This is a genomic window from Lysinibacillus sp. OL1, from assembly GCF_004332175.1.
Classification (GTDB): domain Bacteria; phylum Bacillota; class Bacilli; order Bacillales_A; family Planococcaceae; genus Lysinibacillus; species Lysinibacillus capsici.
Map to the genome: position 1 here is coordinate 443,826 of NZ_SJDS01000001.1, position 14,913 is coordinate 458,738.

The 14,913-nt window shown below is 37.6% G+C and carries 16 protein-coding genes and 1 pseudogene; 10 read left to right on the top strand and 7 right to left on the bottom strand.

Annotated features, from left to right (window positions below; genetic code table 11):
• Nucleotides 1-260: 260 nt before the first annotated feature.
• From coaW to EW028_RS02225, 4 genes are all read left to right on the top strand, one after another.
• A complete protein-coding gene (gene coaW, locus EW028_RS02215) occupies nucleotides 261-1,097 on the top strand; it encodes a type II pantothenate kinase (protein WP_131519759.1) in 837 nt (278 codons plus the stop codon).
• Nucleotides 1,098-1,215: 118 nt separating this feature from the next.
• On the top strand, nucleotides 1,216-1,440 hold the full coding sequence (locus EW028_RS02220) for a hypothetical protein (protein ID WP_131519760.1): 225 nt from the start codon (nucleotides 1,216-1,218) through the stop codon (nucleotides 1,438-1,440).
• Between the two features lie 14 nt (nucleotides 1,441-1,454).
• The gene (locus EW028_RS25775; RefSeq protein ID WP_004269370.1) at nucleotides 1,455-1,586 is read left to right on the top strand and encodes a hypothetical protein; all 132 of its coding nucleotides are present in this window, start codon (nucleotides 1,455-1,457) and stop codon (nucleotides 1,584-1,586) included.
• Between the two features lie 56 nt (nucleotides 1,587-1,642).
• Entirely contained in the window at nucleotides 1,643-1,969 is a 327-nt protein-coding gene (locus EW028_RS02225) for a DUF3889 domain-containing protein (protein WP_131519761.1), read from the top strand.
• A gap of 35 nt (nucleotides 1,970-2,004) precedes the next feature.
• Here EW028_RS02225 and EW028_RS02230 read toward each other — a convergent pair whose 3' ends face one another.
• Nucleotides 2,005-2,559, bottom strand: coding sequence for a DJ-1/PfpI family protein (locus EW028_RS02230; RefSeq protein WP_131519762.1), 555 nt, complete (start codon nucleotides 2,557-2,559; stop codon nucleotides 2,005-2,007).
• A 167-nt stretch (nucleotides 2,560-2,726) separates the two neighbouring features.
• On the opposite strand from EW028_RS02230, the gene EW028_RS02235 reads away from it, so the two are divergent.
• From EW028_RS02235 to EW028_RS02255, 5 genes and pseudogenes are all read left to right on the top strand, one after another.
• Nucleotides 2,727-3,125: a MarR family winged helix-turn-helix transcriptional regulator gene (locus EW028_RS02235; protein ID WP_004269373.1), complete on the top strand. Its 399-nt coding sequence runs from the start codon at nucleotides 2,727-2,729 to the stop codon at nucleotides 3,123-3,125.
• Nucleotides 3,126-3,130: 5 nt separating this feature from the next.
• Nucleotides 3,131-4,321, top strand: coding sequence for an MFS transporter (locus tag EW028_RS02240; RefSeq protein WP_373564988.1), 1,191 nt, complete (start codon nucleotides 3,131-3,133; stop codon nucleotides 4,319-4,321).
• A gap of 485 nt (nucleotides 4,322-4,806) precedes the next feature.
• Nucleotides 4,807-5,465, top strand: a pseudogene (locus tag EW028_RS02245) (NUDIX hydrolase).
• Between the two features lie 212 nt (nucleotides 5,466-5,677).
• Nucleotides 5,678-6,373 carry a response regulator transcription factor gene (locus EW028_RS02250; protein WP_048390068.1) on the top strand — a complete coding sequence of 232 codons (696 nt, stop codon included), beginning with the start codon at nucleotides 5,678-5,680 and terminating at the stop codon, nucleotides 6,371-6,373.
• Nucleotides 6,351-8,411, top strand: coding sequence for a HAMP domain-containing sensor histidine kinase (locus tag EW028_RS02255; RefSeq protein ID WP_131519764.1), 2,061 nt, complete (start codon nucleotides 6,351-6,353; stop codon nucleotides 8,409-8,411). Before EW028_RS02250 ends, EW028_RS02255 begins: the two co-directional genes overlap by 23 nt.
• Nucleotides 8,412-8,506: 95 nt before the next feature.
• Here the strand turns inward: EW028_RS02255 and EW028_RS02260 are convergent, their stop codons facing one another.
• The 4 genes from EW028_RS02260 to EW028_RS02275 all read right to left on the bottom strand — a co-directional run bounded on the left by EW028_RS02260 (nucleotide 8,507) and on the right by EW028_RS02275 (nucleotide 11,410).
• Nucleotides 8,507-9,253 (bottom strand): amino acid ABC transporter ATP-binding protein, encoded by a 747-nt coding sequence (locus tag EW028_RS02260; RefSeq protein ID WP_048390072.1) that lies wholly within the window; start codon nucleotides 9,251-9,253, stop codon nucleotides 8,507-8,509.
• An 11-nt stretch (nucleotides 9,254-9,264) separates the two neighbouring features.
• Nucleotides 9,265-9,921, bottom strand: a complete 657-nt coding sequence (locus EW028_RS02265) for an amino acid ABC transporter permease (RefSeq protein WP_004269380.1) — start codon at nucleotides 9,919-9,921, stop codon at nucleotides 9,265-9,267.
• A 67-nt stretch (nucleotides 9,922-9,988) separates the two neighbouring features.
• Entirely contained in the window at nucleotides 9,989-10,786 is a 798-nt protein-coding gene (locus EW028_RS02270) for an amino acid ABC transporter substrate-binding protein (protein WP_131519765.1), read from the bottom strand.
• Nucleotides 10,787-11,017: 231 nt separating this feature from the next.
• Nucleotides 11,018-11,410, bottom strand: a complete 393-nt coding sequence (locus tag EW028_RS02275) for a ribonuclease HI family protein (protein ID WP_131519766.1) — start codon at nucleotides 11,408-11,410, stop codon at nucleotides 11,018-11,020.
• A gap of 187 nt (nucleotides 11,411-11,597) precedes the next feature.
• Between EW028_RS02275 and EW028_RS02280 the strand changes: the two genes are divergently transcribed.
• Nucleotides 11,598-11,789 carry a zinc-finger domain-containing protein gene (locus EW028_RS02280; RefSeq protein ID WP_004269383.1) on the top strand — a complete coding sequence of 64 codons (192 nt, stop codon included), beginning with the start codon at nucleotides 11,598-11,600 and terminating at the stop codon, nucleotides 11,787-11,789.
• Between the two features lie 66 nt (nucleotides 11,790-11,855).
• Here the strand turns inward: EW028_RS02280 and EW028_RS02285 are convergent, their stop codons facing one another.
• Together EW028_RS02285 and pepF are read right to left on the bottom strand one after the other, a co-directional pair.
• Nucleotides 11,856-12,839, bottom strand: a complete 984-nt coding sequence (locus EW028_RS02285; RefSeq protein ID WP_004269384.1) for an SEC-C domain-containing protein — start codon at nucleotides 12,837-12,839, stop codon at nucleotides 11,856-11,858.
• Between the two features lie 227 nt (nucleotides 12,840-13,066).
• Nucleotides 13,067-14,881: an oligoendopeptidase F gene (pepF, locus tag EW028_RS02290; RefSeq protein WP_131519767.1), complete on the bottom strand. Its 1,815-nt coding sequence runs from the start codon at nucleotides 14,879-14,881 to the stop codon at nucleotides 13,067-13,069.
• Nucleotides 14,882-14,913: the final 32 nt, after the last annotated feature.

Below are 14,913 nucleotides of genomic sequence, written 5' to 3' on the forward strand. Positions count from 1 at the left end.
ATGAAAGTTTACGAAGTTATTGCACAATCATTTCAACAGCGTTAAAGTTTAGAAAGGGCGAAAATGTCATTATACAATTTGGGGGATTGTACGGAGCGTTTTGCTTTTGTACAAACAAATTAATTGGTCAGGATTTTGGCACACAAAACTCCTTGCAAAATCCTTCGTACCAAAGAGGGCATGTACTTTAAAAGTTGCCTTAATCATCGCGTAAACTGCAAATATGACAAAGTTGCGTAATAAAAACAAAGGAGAATTGTATGCCAAAGGCTATAGGTATTGATGCAGGCGGCACATTGACAAAGGTTGCATATTTAGATCAACACAATGAACTTGTTTTAACAACCTTTCCGTCTAATGATTTACAGTCTGTAAAAAAATGGATTATTGATCATCCAGATATTGAGGATATTGGTGTTACGGGGGGACGTACAGAGCAATTACTTGATGTCATTAAAACAATGAAATCGATTCATTATATAGTGGAATTTGAAGCAACATTAAAGGGTGTCCGATTTTTATTAAATAAAGAAGGCTACTTTTTTGAGCGTAGCATGATTACCAATATTGGGACAGGCACTTCCATTCATTACATGGAGGGCAATACCCATATTCGCGTTGGCGGGACAGGCGTTGGTGGAGGGACATTAATTGGATTGTCAGCGCTTACAACAGGGATTACAGATTACAATGAGATACGAGAAATGGCTGACAATGGTCATCGAGAGAGCATTGATTTATTAGTTAAGGACATTTATCAGGGAATGGATACACCTATTGATGGTCATTTAACTGCAAGTAATTTTGGGAAAGTGGGCATTACACGGTCCATGAAACATCCAGCAGAGGATATTATAGCGACGGTTCAGGGTCTAGTAGGCGAAGTAATTACAACACTTAGCATTCAATATGCGGAGGAAAAAAAGGCACAGCATATTGTTTATATTGGATCAACTCTTAGTAATAATGCTCATCTTGCCCGTGTGATTGCAAATTATACACGCACAAAGAAGCACACACCTGTTTTTATTAACGATCATGGTTTTTCAGGTGCTGTTGGAGCATTGCTGAACATTACAGAATATACAATTGTCTAAGGATAATGAACATGACTAATGCACATTAGTCATGTTCATTTTTTTACAATTTGCGAAGAAACTGATCTACATAGTAACGCCTCTATTTGAACAAATTATGTACAGGAGGTGATGTTACGTGGGGAAACGTAATAATCGAAATAACAGTAAAACCATGAATATGCGAACACATAATCCTTTTGGGACATACAAAAGCAAGGATCTTGATCGAAGTAATAGCAATAATAACAATCCGAATGACAACTTAAATGAAGAATTCGCAGCAGAATTTGATGCGAAAGCTAAAAATAAAAACAATAAAACGAATCATGATAAAAACCAGCAGTTCAATAAAACGAAATAGTGGAGGTACAAATCATGGCAAAAAAGAGAAAAACAAGCTTTAAAAAGAAAAAGAAGGAAGATACACATAAAAAGAATGATCGTGAGGAGTACTCAGCAGAGTTTAACCAAGTCATTCATAATAATCCTCAACAACCAAAGCAATAAAGACAAGCTGCTCCAAAGCTTTTTGGAGCGCTTATTTTTTTAAAGGAGTGATTCGAGTGAGGAAGTTGTATTTATTTGGGGTTGTGCTTGTTTGTCTTACTGTGTTCATACAAACAGCAATGGTCGCAAATGCACAACAAGAAACACCCGCCTATGCCAAATGGGGACAACTGGCCATCAAAGAGGTAAAGGCAAAATATCCTTCAGCCAAAATTATCGATTATTTGCATGAGGGTAAAGAAGTACATGGGGCGTCAACAATCGAAAAGTTTAAGCTTTGGCTCAAGCAACCCGATAAGGAATTTGGTGTCTATGTAAGAATTAGTTATCAAAGTGCCACACAAAAGGTAGAAAAAATTGAATTACAAGAAAGCACGTCATGAAAAAAAGGATGCCCAGAAAAGGCATCCTCATTCATTTAACCTTCAAGCTTTTGAATAAATGCACGCATCAAGCCTGGTAAATCAGGCCATGCATGTCCACTTACTAAATTGCCATCTGTATGAAGATTGGCATCAATATAAGTAGCGCCAGCCACTTGCACCTCTGGCTTGCAAGCAATATAGGCTGTCAGCTCACGTCCTTTTAGCACTTCAGGAATCGTTGCGAAAATTTGTGCTGCGTGGCAAACGGCTGCAATCGGTTTATTCGTTTCAAAAAAGTGAGATACGAGTGGTGGTACATGCTCATTTAAACGAATGTATTCTGGCGCACGACCACCAGGAATAATCAATCCATCAAAATGGGTTGGATCAACATCAGCAAAAGAAGCATGTGCCTCTAAACCATAGGCAGGTCGCTCGATGTATGTATCGACGCCATCTACAAAATCGTGTAGTACAGTTTGTAATTTCTTAGCTGACGGTGCTGCGATTGTGACATCATAGCCTGCCTCAAGACAACGATAATAAGGATAAAAAATCTCTAAAGCCTCTACTGCATCTCCTGCAAGTATTAAAACTTTTTTCCCCATGATTCCATCTCCTTTACATTGAAAGTTTATTAACTTTTATTCGACACATGCAAAAAATTTCCTGCTGCTGGTCAAGCCATCTTGCCAAATTACTTCCTTTACAAAGAAAAAAATGAAGCGTATAGTATTTATTTAGCTAGGTAAATAATTTTAGGAGGTAGATAGTGATGAATCCAATTTTCCATGCTTTATTCCAAAAAAATCGCTATTTAACTAATTGCTTAAATGAAGTGCTGAAGCAGCATCATTTATATAGTTCTCAGTGGACCATTTTATATTGCTTACATAAAAATGGACCGATGACATTGACGCAAATTTGGAAATATTTAAATGTGGAAGCGCCAAGTATCACCAGGGCGATTACAAGGCTTGAGGCATTGGGCTGGGTACAACGATTAGATGGTGAGGATAAACGAGAAAAGATAGTGACTTTATCCACACAAGCAGAGGAGCGCCTACCAGCCATTACAGCGACTATTCGAGCGTTTGAGGAGGAAATGGTAGGTTCTTTAACTGCTGAAGAACAAGAGCAATTTCTGAAGCTATTGGAAAAAATGAAAGGTTGATGGACATGCAGCAAGAAGAGAATACACAAATATGGACGAAGCGTTTCATTAGTCTATTTTTAACGAATATCTCAGTTTTTTTTGTATTTTATGGACTTGTAACGACTTTGCCGCTTTATGCAATAGGGGAGCTACATCAGACAGATAAAGAGGCAGGGCTTCTGTTGTCTGGCTTTTTATTGTCAGCTATCATTGTACGCCCGTTTTCAGGAAAACTGTTGGATGTATTCGGGAAGAAAAAACTGTTAGTCCTCTCAATCATGGGCTATTTTATATGTACCGTCTTATATTTATTTATTCATCCATTCGGACTTTTACTTGGTCTACGTTTTATACAAGGGATTTTCTTTAGTATTATTACAACAGCTGCAGGATCTTTAGCAGCTGATATCGTTCCAGCTAAACGAAAAGGAGCAGGCCTTGGCTATTTCACGATGTCTACAAATCTAGCTGTCGTTATTGGTCCATTTATCGGACTATTATTAATACAATATAGTACCTTTAACGTATTGTTCATCGTTATGAGTATCTGTATTCTAGCAGGAGGAATTCTAGCGTTAACGGTCAATACTGATGATTTACCGAAACCTGCACATGAAGGAAAACTAACCTTTAAATTTGATGATTTGTTTGAGCGAAAAGCGTTACCTGTTGCTGCGATTGCTAGTTTAGTAGCCTTTTCGTATGCCAGTGTTTTATCCTTTTTATCGGTCTACGCACAGCAAAAGGATTTAATGGCTGTGGCCAGTCTTTTTTATGCGGTGTTTGCTGCATCCATGCTAATTACGCGTCCGTACACAGGTAAACTGTATGATACGAAGGGCCCGCAATTCGTTATTATTCCTGGCATTATTTCCTTCGCCATCGGGCTCGTTATGCTCGCTTTTGTAGAAGGGCCCGTATTATTTTTGAGTGCTGCTATTTTTGTAGGCTTCGGCTATGGTGGTGTGACGACAAGCTTGCAAGCATTAGCCGTTCAATCCACAGCCATCCAGCGAAGTGGTTATGCTACAGCAACCTATTTTACGATGTTTGACCTTGGGATTGCACTAGGTTCCTATATTTTAGGAATGATAGCCGTGCAGGCAGGCTATGCTTCAGTCTACTTGTCAGGTGCAGGCTTACTAGGAGTTGTCTTTATTATTTATCTATTACGACTTGCAAAGATGAAACCGAAAAAAGTAGTGAATATATAGTAAAACAGTTGGGTCTGTCCCAACTGTTTTTATGATTATAGGCAATCAGGTAGCGTGGCTGTTTTTGACCAAAATAAGAGAGTAACTAGATAGAGGTTTCATGGGCGGTTGGCACAATTTTAACCTATCTCATTCAACTTATGGAAGAGAAAGGAGTTGATGCCTTTGACTATTTTTGAAGCAATAATGGTTGCGATAAGTCTTTCAACACTTATTGTTTCTGTCCTTGCATTGTCATTTACTTTTACACAAAAAAAGTAAACCGCCCCTGCCTCGCCAGCATGTGAGATGGTTTACTTTTATCACTTTGCAAATCGCCTTTGAAGCGATTCGTCTTGTTACTAGGACCATTGGTGTTCCAGCACCAATGGTCTTATTTACTTATATACATCTTCACTAAGGATTATAACATGGATAAACAGTTTTTTTCAAATAATGTAAATTTAATTGTCATGGACTACAATGATTTTTAGGAAACAAAATATATGGAGCCTAAATGGATTAAGTTGGTAAAACAACTACAATCAATTGCATAGGCAGGACTAACTTATTCGAAGGATATTTATGACTTGGAAAGGTTTGAATCATTAAGAGAAATAAGCGTTGCTATTATAGCACACCATACAGAGAGCGATAAGACAGTTATACGTGATTTATTTGCTCATGAGACGGGTTATGCGACCCCAAAAATAGATATTCGGGCGGTGGTTTTTAGGGACAATAAAATAGGAATGGTTAAAGAAAAAATGGATGGTGATGGTCATTACCAGGTGGCTGGGGCGACATCGGCTTTACACCTAGTGAAGTAGCCATCAAAGAAACGAAAGAAGAATCAGGATTTGATGTAAAAGCAATCAAACTCATAAGTGTATTAGATAAGAAGTGCCACCCTCATCCACCATCTCTCTACCATGTCTATAAAATGTTTATCCAATGTGAAATCATTGAAGGACGGGCAGAAGAAAGCATGGAAACTAACGCTGTTGCGTTCTTTGCTGAAAATGAACTACCCTCTCTATCAATGGCTAGAAATACCGAATCACAAGTAAAATTAGCTTTTTGTCATTTAAATAATCTACATTTACCTACCTATTTTGATGGATATCTCAAGCTGAATAATATGAATTGTCTATTTGACGATTAAAGGAGAGCCGCTCAAACCAGCTCTCCATTTTTTATTGTATTCGTCGATTTTTTCGAATTTGTATTTGACATAAAGTGTGCATAAAGGAAAACACTAAGAAAATCTTAAGAATTGATGTCTGAGTTTGTTAAGATTTAATTAGTATTATATCCTTATACGAATCCTATAGGGGTGATTGACATGAACCTAAAGCGGTGGAGGAGTGAATGTAGTTGAACATTTTGATTTGTGATGATGATAAAGAAATTGTTAGGGCGATTAGCATTTATTTAGAAAATGAGGGCTATCAAGTATTCAAAGCTTACAATGGGATAGAGGCAATCGATCTTATTCGAGATCACATTATTCATCTTATTATTATGGACATTATGATGCCCAAAATGGATGGGATTACGGCGACGATGAAGATTCGGCAAGATAATATGATTCCATTAATTATGCTTTCTGCTAAATCAGAGGATTATGATAAAATACTGGGATTAAATATCGGAGCGGATGATTATATGGCCAAGCCGTTTAACCCATTAGAACTTGTGGCTAGAGTGAAATCGCAGCTCAGAAGGTATACGACCTTTGGAAGTCTTGAGAGGAGTAGTGCTGTATTTCAAACGGGTGGTCTTGTGATTGATGATGAACAGAAAATCATTACTGTTGATAAACAAGAGGTTCATTTGACACCAGTGCAATATAAAATCTTAAAGCTTCTCACAGCCAATGCTGGAAGAGTATTCACGATTGAAGAAATTTATGAAAAGGTATGGAATGTCAGGGCTATTAATCCTGAAAATACGGTTTCGGTTCATATTCGAAAGATTCGAGAAAAAATTGAAATTAATCCAAAAGAGCCGAAGTATTTAAAAGTTGTATGGGGAGTTGGGTATAAGGTTGAGAAAGTTGAGAAGTATTAGTCATGCACTTATTACGAAAGTAGTTGTGTTTCTAATTGCTGTCGCTTGTTTAACTGGTATAGCGAGAGTAATGTTTAACATGGAATTTAATGAGATTCATCTTAGTAGTATAAATCAAGATAACTATTTTGAAAGCCGAGCATTCGCTGATGAAAGTTACAGCATTATTGCTCCTTTAGCGCAATTAATTGGAAAATACAAAAGTGAAGAATATATTTTAAGTGGTAAGACACTAACAGGGGAGGATAGTAGAAGAATCGAAGAGGAATTATATTATGATTTCCGCAATTCTTACAGATATAATCCTAATTTGAGTGAAGAGGAAAATAAGCACATCTATCAAGAAAAATATGCAAAAGACATTGCTAGAACAAAAGAAGAAAGTATGACAGAACAGGTAAGAAATTTTTATCAATTACGTAGTACGCTCGAAGCCTATGAAGGAATTGTTTTTTATGCGAGTGACGGTGAACATAAGTTCTCCAATAGTGATCTCACAAAGAAAGAGCAATTTGAATCCTTTGATGCCTATATGTTATTTGAAGATTATCAACAAAAGCTTTACCCAAATGAAGTGAAAGAAAGTCAATACTTGGATTACTTTACACACGAAGTTAACATGTTGAACCCACAAACAGATGTTATTTATGTGGCCTTTAAAGATTCTTACCTACAGCAAAAAATATCGGAATGGGAAAAAGATAAAGCGGCTGCCCAAGGTTTTCTGAATGAATGGATAGTATTTCTAGCAGGGTTTATTTTAAGTTTTGTGTATTTAATCATAGTTATTGGAAGAACGCCATTGGATAAAGAAGAAATTCATTTCCATGTCATAGATAAACTTTATAATGACCTTAATATTGTGCTTATCGGTTGCTTAACAGCGATGTGGATCGCCATGATTGTTGAAGTCTTCCGTGATATGTACATGTTCTTCACCGTGCCTATATTTATCATTGGCTTACTATTGATTTTATCACTCGTAAAGCATATTAAAAACAGAACGTTATTTCAGCATACACTCCTCTATCAACTTTTCAAAAAGCTATTTATTTTGCTGAAACATGTTTTTGACAGTGGCAGTACAGGCGTCAAAATTGTGCTGCTAATTATTGGCTATCCATTAGTAGTGGCGGCTACGTTTTTTATGTTTCCTATTACGATGGGGATTGCTGCCTGGTTGGCAATGAGAAAGGTGAAGTCGTTTAACCGCATTAAAGAGGGCGTAGAGCAAATTAAAAATGGAGATCTTCATCATCGAATTGAAGTTGACGGAAAAGGGGAGTTTAATCAACTTGCAGAAAATATTAACCGTATTACTGATGGGTTAAAAAAGGCAGTGGATAGTGAAATCAAGAGTGAGCGTTTAAAAACAGAACTTATTACGAATGTTTCGCATGATATTAGAACGCCTTTAACGTCAATTATTACGTATGTTGATTTATTGAAATTAGAAAACGATCCTAAAATGATTGAAGAATATGTAGATGTGTTAGATCAAAAATCGAAAAGACTCAAGCTTTTAACGGATGATTTATTTGAAGCGGCTAAAGCATCAAGTGGTAGTATACCTGTTCAGTTAGAACGGATTGATATCGTCTCATTACTAACGCAAGGAATTGGAGAAATGGATGAAAAAATTGAAGCCTCGTCATTAGATTTTAAGTTAGCCCATCCAACAGAAAAAGTGTATGTGAAGGCTGATGGTAAACTCCTATGGCGTTCCATCGAAAACTTATTCTCGAATATTTTTAAATACGCACTGCCTACATCAAGGGTATATATTGGTGTTGAAGATGTAGGGAATGAAATACTTGTGACATTTAAAAATATTTCAGCATATGAATTAAATATTTCAGTTGATGAGTTAATGGAACGCTTTAAACGAGGTGACGAATCAAGATCAAGTCAAGGTAGCGGATTAGGGTTGTCGATTGCTGAAAGCCTTATTCACATCCAGAATGGCAAATTCTTAGTTCAAGTAGATGGTGATTTATTTAAGGTCATGATTTATCTACCTAAATTTCCAAATGAATAATGTAATAAAGGAATAGGATACATGCGAGTCCTATTCCTTTTGTGTACGTAAAGAAGATAAAAAAAGAGAGCGGCATAAGCCAACTCTCCCTTAACTTAGTTAAAATTCTTTTGTAAAAATGCCTTTGTACGGTCGTTTTGAGGGTTTGTAAAGAAGTTGTCTGGATGATCGGATTCGATAATTTGACCACCATCCATAAAGACGACCTTATTTGCTACCTCTCGTGCAAAGCCCATTTCGTGTGTTACCACAATCATCGTCATCTGATCCTCTGCTAGGCTTTTCATAACCTTTAATACTTCGCCTGTCAGCTCAGGATCTAAGGCAGAGGTAGGCTCATCAAATAATAAAATTTGAGGATTCATCATAAGGGCACGTGCAATTGCTACCCGCTGTTTTTGACCACCAGAAAGATTGGCTGGATAAGCCTTGGCCTTGTCGGCAAGACCAATTTTTTGTAGTAAATCTTGACAGCGTTTTGTAATGGCTTCTGTCGATTCTGTTTTTAATAAGCTCGGTGCCATTTCAAGGTTTTGCTGAACGGTTAAATGGGGGAACAGGTTAAAGTGTTGAAAGACCATCCCCATTTTAGCTGTGATTGCTTTGATGTCTTGTGGCTTTGTATATCGACCATCTTGCACTAAATAATCGCCATCTACTACAATACTGCCACCATCGATTTCTTCTAAATGTATTAAGCTTCGAAGCATTGTACTTTTCCCAGATCCAGAGGGACCGATAACTGCAATGACATCATTCTTCTCTACTGAAAATGTAATTTGTTTCAGAACCTCCACCTGATCGAAAGATTTCTTCAAATTTGTTACTTCCATTAATGCCATATGTGTCACCTCTATTCGAATTTAAAGCGTTTTTCTAGCCATTTAAAGAACACCGTCAAGACAAGGGTCATGACTAAGTAAATTGCACCAGCAATAAAGAACGGTGTAATTGTGAAGTCCCGATTGACAGCCGTTTGCGCAAAATGTAGTAATTCGGGAACAGCAACTGCATAAAGTAGGGCTGTATCCTTAATTAGTGTAACGGATTCATTTGATAATGCGGGTAAGGCGACACGAAACATTTGTGGCAAAATAACACGTGTCGTCGTTTGCCATTTGGATAAGCCGAGTACCTGGGCTGCCTCATATTGTCCTTTATCGATGGCAAGAAGACCACCACGGAATATTTCTGCAAAGTAGGCAGCATAATTTAAAATAAAGCCAAGACAAGCGGCCACAAAACGATCCAATACTAAATATTCACCGATTACTGGCAGCATAGGTAAACCAAAGCAAATTAATAATAATTGTAGTAATAGTGGTGTACCACGCATGATATAAATATACGTATGTGCAAGCCAAGCGAGTGGTTTTATCCGACTTTTTACGGCGAGTGTTAGTAAAAAGCCAAATGGAATCGATACCAGAATGGCAATGAAGAACAGTAAAACTGTCATTTTTGCCCCTTCTAGCATCGGTAATATCATAGTTTGCCAGTAATCCGCCATAACGATGTCCCTCCAAAAAGAGTAAGAGTTCCGCTAAGGAAACTCTTACAGTTGATGTATCCTGTCATTATTTTAATACTTTATCTTCACCGAACCATTTTGTTGAAATGTCAGCCGCAGTACCGTCTTCATTCATTTTGTCTAATGCGGCTTGTAGTTTTTCTAATAAGGCTTCATTTCCTGGTTTCACACCAATACCGTATTGCTCAGGTGCGAGTGATTCCTCTAATAATTTGAATGTGTCAGGCTCTTGTGTCATGTAATATTCTGCAACTACAGCATCAATTACCACAGCATCAACACGGCCTGTTTTTAAGTCTGATAATGCTAAAACATTATCCGCAAATTCTGTAATTTTTTTCACTTCTTTGTGAATTGGGTTACCGTTTAATGCATCTGCTGCAGAAGAAAGGGATTGAATACCTACTTCTTGTCCAGCTAAATCACTTAGCTTCGTAATCTTTGAATCTGCCTTTGTTATTACAACTTGAGAGTTTTCAAGATAAGGCTTTGTAAATAAAACCTTTTCCTTACGTTCATCTGTAATGGTATAACCGTTCCAAATTAAATCAATACGTCCACTTAATAATTCAGCCTCTTTTGTTTTCCAATCGATTGGCTGGAATTCTGCTTCAACGCCCATATGCTCTGCTGCAGCGCGAGCTAAATCAATATCGAATCCAACGATTTCGTTTTTATCATCGCGGAAGCCCATTGGTGCAAATTTATCGTCAATTCCAATAATAATTTTTTCTTGATCTGCTGCTGTTTCGTCTTTTTCTGCTGTCTTTTCTTTTGAAGTCCCGCATGCTGCTAAAACGATGACAGCTGTCAGCATCATAAATAAAGTCAATACACGTTTCATTTTAGTTTCCCCCTATAATCTAACGCTTTCGTTTGCTAAACTACTAATGTGTTAAAGGATAACATCGTACTCTAGCAATGTCAATATCGTTTTGGATTAATCAGAAAATGAGCGGCGTTTTCTAGCATTTTTTGAATATCATAAAATAATAAAATTTGGGGATAGTAAGTAACTAAAGAATAGGGAAAAGAAAAAGGGACTGCTCCTATAGAACAGTCCTGTGAAATGAGGCTAACTATTTTTACTTTGGATTGCTTTTCGTGCCAAGGCATCGGCCGCTTTGTTTTGTGAGTCGGGCACCCATTTGATAAAGAATAAATCAAAGCTAGTAGCAAGCGCTAAAGCTTTTTCTAAATAAGGTTTAAATTCCTCATTTTTCACATATTCTTTTTCCATAGAAGCAACAACGATTTTGGAATCTGAACGCACCGAGACAAGAGGGGAGCCTAGCTTTTGTGCTTCTTCAAGACCACGAACCAATGCCGAAAATTCAGCAATATGGTTGTTTGTTTCCCCAATATACTCGCTAATTTGGATCTGGTGACCTTCACCTTTAATAAATATTCCTATACCACTTGGCCCAGGATTTCCTGCACTGGCAGCATCTATATAAACCTCTAACATATCATCCCTACTTTGTGATTTGACTTCTCTATAATTGTACAACAAGGCTATGGGCAAAGCATCCTTGTGGGGCAAATCGTGTTTGAAAAAAATACGTAGGAAGTAAACAAAATAGTTGCTTGTTGAAATTGAACGCTTCATAATAGTAGGAAGTGAATTTTGGACGTGAAAGGAGCGAGAGTTCAACATGGATAAAGTGACGGTTATGAAGGATATTGATGAACTGCATGATACGTATTGTTCGGATTGCTTAGTGATTAAGCAATTACGTAAAGAACGTGGTAAACCAGGGGCTCATCGTTTCTGCATTGAAGCCTGTTCAGTTGGAGAAAAGCTACAGTTCCTAGGGGAAGAACTTTTAAAAGTTTATAGCAAATAAACACATGAGAAAAAGCTACATGTATTAGCAAAATGCTAGTACATGTAGCTTCTTTAATTGTCAAGATTATTTCGTTTCAGCATAGCTGCTTAGATCTTGATAATACTTTGTAAGAGAGGAAGCCGAAATATCAAATGTCGCAGCGATTTCTTTTACCGTCATAGAAAGGGACTCAAACAGCTCCTTTTCCTGACCATAACGAATCGCACCAGCTGCAATGGCCGCTTCTTTACGCGCAGTCGGTTGACCTTCGATTAAATAGTCTTCTAAAAGCTCAAGCATCGGTGCTGTTTCACGCTCATTTTGCTCTAGGAAGTCTTTTACTTGTGTCAGGACATTGCTCTCAAAGTTTGAGAATTCCTCACCTTTATAGCCATTTGATACTAATAACTCCCAAAATGCTAGGTGCTCTTCTTTTAAGAAGGAGCCAACCTTCTTCTCTGAAGCCTCAAAGCGCTTCTTAAATTCTTCAAAGACCTTCGCATGATCCTCTGGGAAGAAAATCAGTGTAGACACAGCTAAATAATGAGCCGATTTCTTTGTGCCATCTGGTAAAATGAAGGCAAATACATGCATACCTTCAGGAATCGGTTTGTTATTTTCACGTCGAATATAAAGCTCATCATTTGTAAGTATATGATTAGCCTTGAAATATTTTTCCTCAACAACAGACACCGTACCAATAAATAAAGTAGGCTGAGACCAATCTTCAAGTACTTTGACTGTAGAAGGTCTTACCGCTTTTTTCTTCGTTTTCTTCAAATAATTTTTCCAAATAGATGGCTCTTGATGGAAGAAAAAGTCGTCTAAAGCAATGGCTTCAATAAGCTCTCGCTGTAAAACGCTCTCTAATTTAGGCTGCCATGTGCCCACATGCTCAATATAGGCACGAACATCTTTACGTTCTGGATATTCTAAGTAAAATGTTTGTAGCACACGCTCTAATTCTTCGATTTGTACTGCTTCCACTGTTACTTGTTGTTTGCCTTCACAACATTTTTTATATTTTTTGCCGCTACCGCATGGGCATGGATCATTACGTTTTACCATAATTAGAACACTTCCTTTAATCATTGTTAATCGTATATTGCTAAATAATTTGCGTACTCTTAATAATAACGGTACTTTTGTATGAAGAAAAATAATTGTCTATTTTGAAATATCTAAAAAATATAGAGGGACGCCCTGATTCTAGTATATGTACGTATTTTTCTACTTAGAACTAAAAAAAGAAAACGATCTATACCTTGAATAGGCAGGACCGTTTTCTAGTTAAATTATTGCTGAACCGCTTCGATTTCCACTGTTAGACGTTCAAGCTCATCAATTAAATGGCCAATGTAGGCAATTGTATCACGAAGTGGTTGGTCAGTCGTAATATCAACACCAGCCATTTGCGCTAACTCCACTGGTGATTTTGTACCGCCAGCCCGAAGAACTGCTAACCAATCTTCAACAGCTGGAGCGCCCTCTTTTAAAATACGTTGAGACACTTGTGTGGAGATGGTTAACCCTGCACTATATGTGTATGGATAAAGGCCCATATAATAGTGCGGCTGACGCATCCATGTGAGTTCAGCACCTTCAGAAATAGCGACTGTATCGCCCCAGAAATCTTCCAACACGGAACGTTTTAATTGATTGAGGATGGTTGCATTAACTGCTTCTCCAGCATCAATTAATTCATATACTTTGCGTTGATAGGCAGCTTCTAGTAAATGTGTAACAAAGTTATGATAATATGTTTTCGCTACAATATTGGAAATTACCCAACGTTTAAAGCGTAGATCTTCATTATGTGTTAGTAAATAATTTGCTAACAGCATTTCATTCATTGTCGATGGCGCTTCAATAAAGTATAGAGATGGACGACTATTAAGATATGATTGATGTTCATACGTATTTGCAAAATGCCCAGCATGACCAAGCTCATGAATAAGTGTAAAGACTTCATTCATTTGTTCATTCCAGGACATTAAAATATAAGGATGGCTACCATACGGGCTTGAACAAAATGCCCCTGTAGATTTTCCTTTGTTTGGCGCATAGTCTATCCAACGTTCATTAAAGGCTCTCTCCATTAATTGATTATAGTCATTCCCCATAACGGCTAAAGCCTTTTCAACATATTCTTTTGCCTCAGCCATCGATAATCTTGGATCATAATCAGGGTCAAGTGCAATTTTTAAATCTGCAAATGTCATTTGGTCGATTCCGTTGGCTTTTTGAATTAACGTTGCATAGCGACGCATATGTGGGGCAAGCTCTTTAGTGATTAAATCAATTTGACGATTATAGAGTGAACGATCGACATCCTGATCAAATAGTAAATAGTCAATGACAGAATGAAAGCCTCTTAGGTCAGCCATTGTTTTTTCTTGTTGAATATGTGTGTTATATACTTGTGCCGTTGTATGCTGGTAATCGCGTAGCTTGCTTGAAAAGGCTTGAAAGGCAGCACGGCGTACATCTGTATTTGCTTCAAACTCCCAGTCATTTTCGTACAGCACAAAGCTAAGAGGATGCTTTTCGCCATTGGCTTCAAATTCGCCAAAATCCATGTCCACTAATTTTGTCGTATTGTACGTTTTATATGGCGCATCAAATGTGGCACTGAAGGCTGCCAGCGCTTTTTCCACTTCATGATGGAGCTGGTGTGGTTTTCGTTTTAATAATTCCTCTAGATATCGTTTGTAAAGAGGGCTTAATGTCGCTGCTTCTTGTAAAACAGCTTCATCCAATGCCAGTAACTCGCTGCGCACGAAGGATAGTGCACTGCTGACTTTTCCGATAGCTGTACCAAACTTTGCCGCACGCATTTGTGCTACATCATTTGTGCGATCTGTCTCAAGATTTAAGCTTGCATATGTGCCAATCGGAACAAACTTTTTTTGTAGCTCTTCAAAGGCTGTTAACACGTCGATTACTTTTTGTGCATTTGTAATCGTACCTTTGTATTGTTGCTCGAAGCTAAGTGCATCTTCCACTAATTGTGCTAAGGTAGGTTCAAAATCAGCCTCATTGCTCAATAAATCTGTTAAATCCCAAGTTTCCTCTACTGCAACATCTTTTCGTAATGGTAAAACTTTCATTTATGGACACCCCTTTACATATAAGTGATTTC

Bases quoted from the DNA above. Each gene is read 5' to 3' on its own strand.
- EW028_RS25775 (WP_004269370.1), top strand. From the start codon at position 1,455: ATGGCAAAAAAGAGAAAAACAAGCTTTAAAAAGAAAAAGAAGGAAGAT.
- EW028_RS02275 (WP_131519766.1), bottom strand. From the start codon at position 11,410: ATGTTAGAGGTTTATATAGATGCTGCCAGTGCAGGAAATCCTGGGCCA.
- EW028_RS02280 (WP_004269383.1), top strand. From the start codon at position 11,598: ATGGATAAAGTGACGGTTATGAAGGATATTGATGAACTGCATGATACG.
- EW028_RS02240 (WP_373564988.1), top strand. From the start codon at position 3,131: ATGCAGCAAGAAGAGAATACACAAATATGGACGAAGCGTTTCATTAGT.
- coaW (WP_131519759.1), top strand. From the start codon at position 261: ATGCCAAAGGCTATAGGTATTGATGCAGGCGGCACATTGACAAAGGTT.
- EW028_RS02235 (WP_004269373.1), top strand. From the start codon at position 2,727: ATGAATCCAATTTTCCATGCTTTATTCCAAAAAAATCGCTATTTAACT.
- EW028_RS02265 (WP_004269380.1), bottom strand. From the start codon at position 9,921: ATGGCGGATTACTGGCAAACTATGATATTACCGATGCTAGAAGGGGCA.
- EW028_RS02230 (WP_131519762.1), bottom strand. From the start codon at position 2,559: ATGGGGAAAAAAGTTTTAATACTTGCAGGAGATGCAGTAGAGGCTTTA.
- EW028_RS02260 (WP_048390072.1), bottom strand. From the start codon at position 9,253: ATGGCATTAATGGAAGTAACAAATTTGAAGAAATCTTTCGATCAGGTG.
- EW028_RS02285 (WP_004269384.1), bottom strand. From the start codon at position 12,839: ATGGTAAAACGTAATGATCCATGCCCATGCGGTAGCGGCAAAAAATAT.
- EW028_RS02270 (WP_131519765.1), bottom strand. From the start codon at position 10,786: ATGAAACGTGTATTGACTTTATTTATGATGCTGACAGCTGTCATCGTT.
- pepF (WP_131519767.1), bottom strand. From the start codon at position 14,881: ATGAAAGTTTTACCATTACGAAAAGATGTTGCAGTAGAGGAAACTTGG.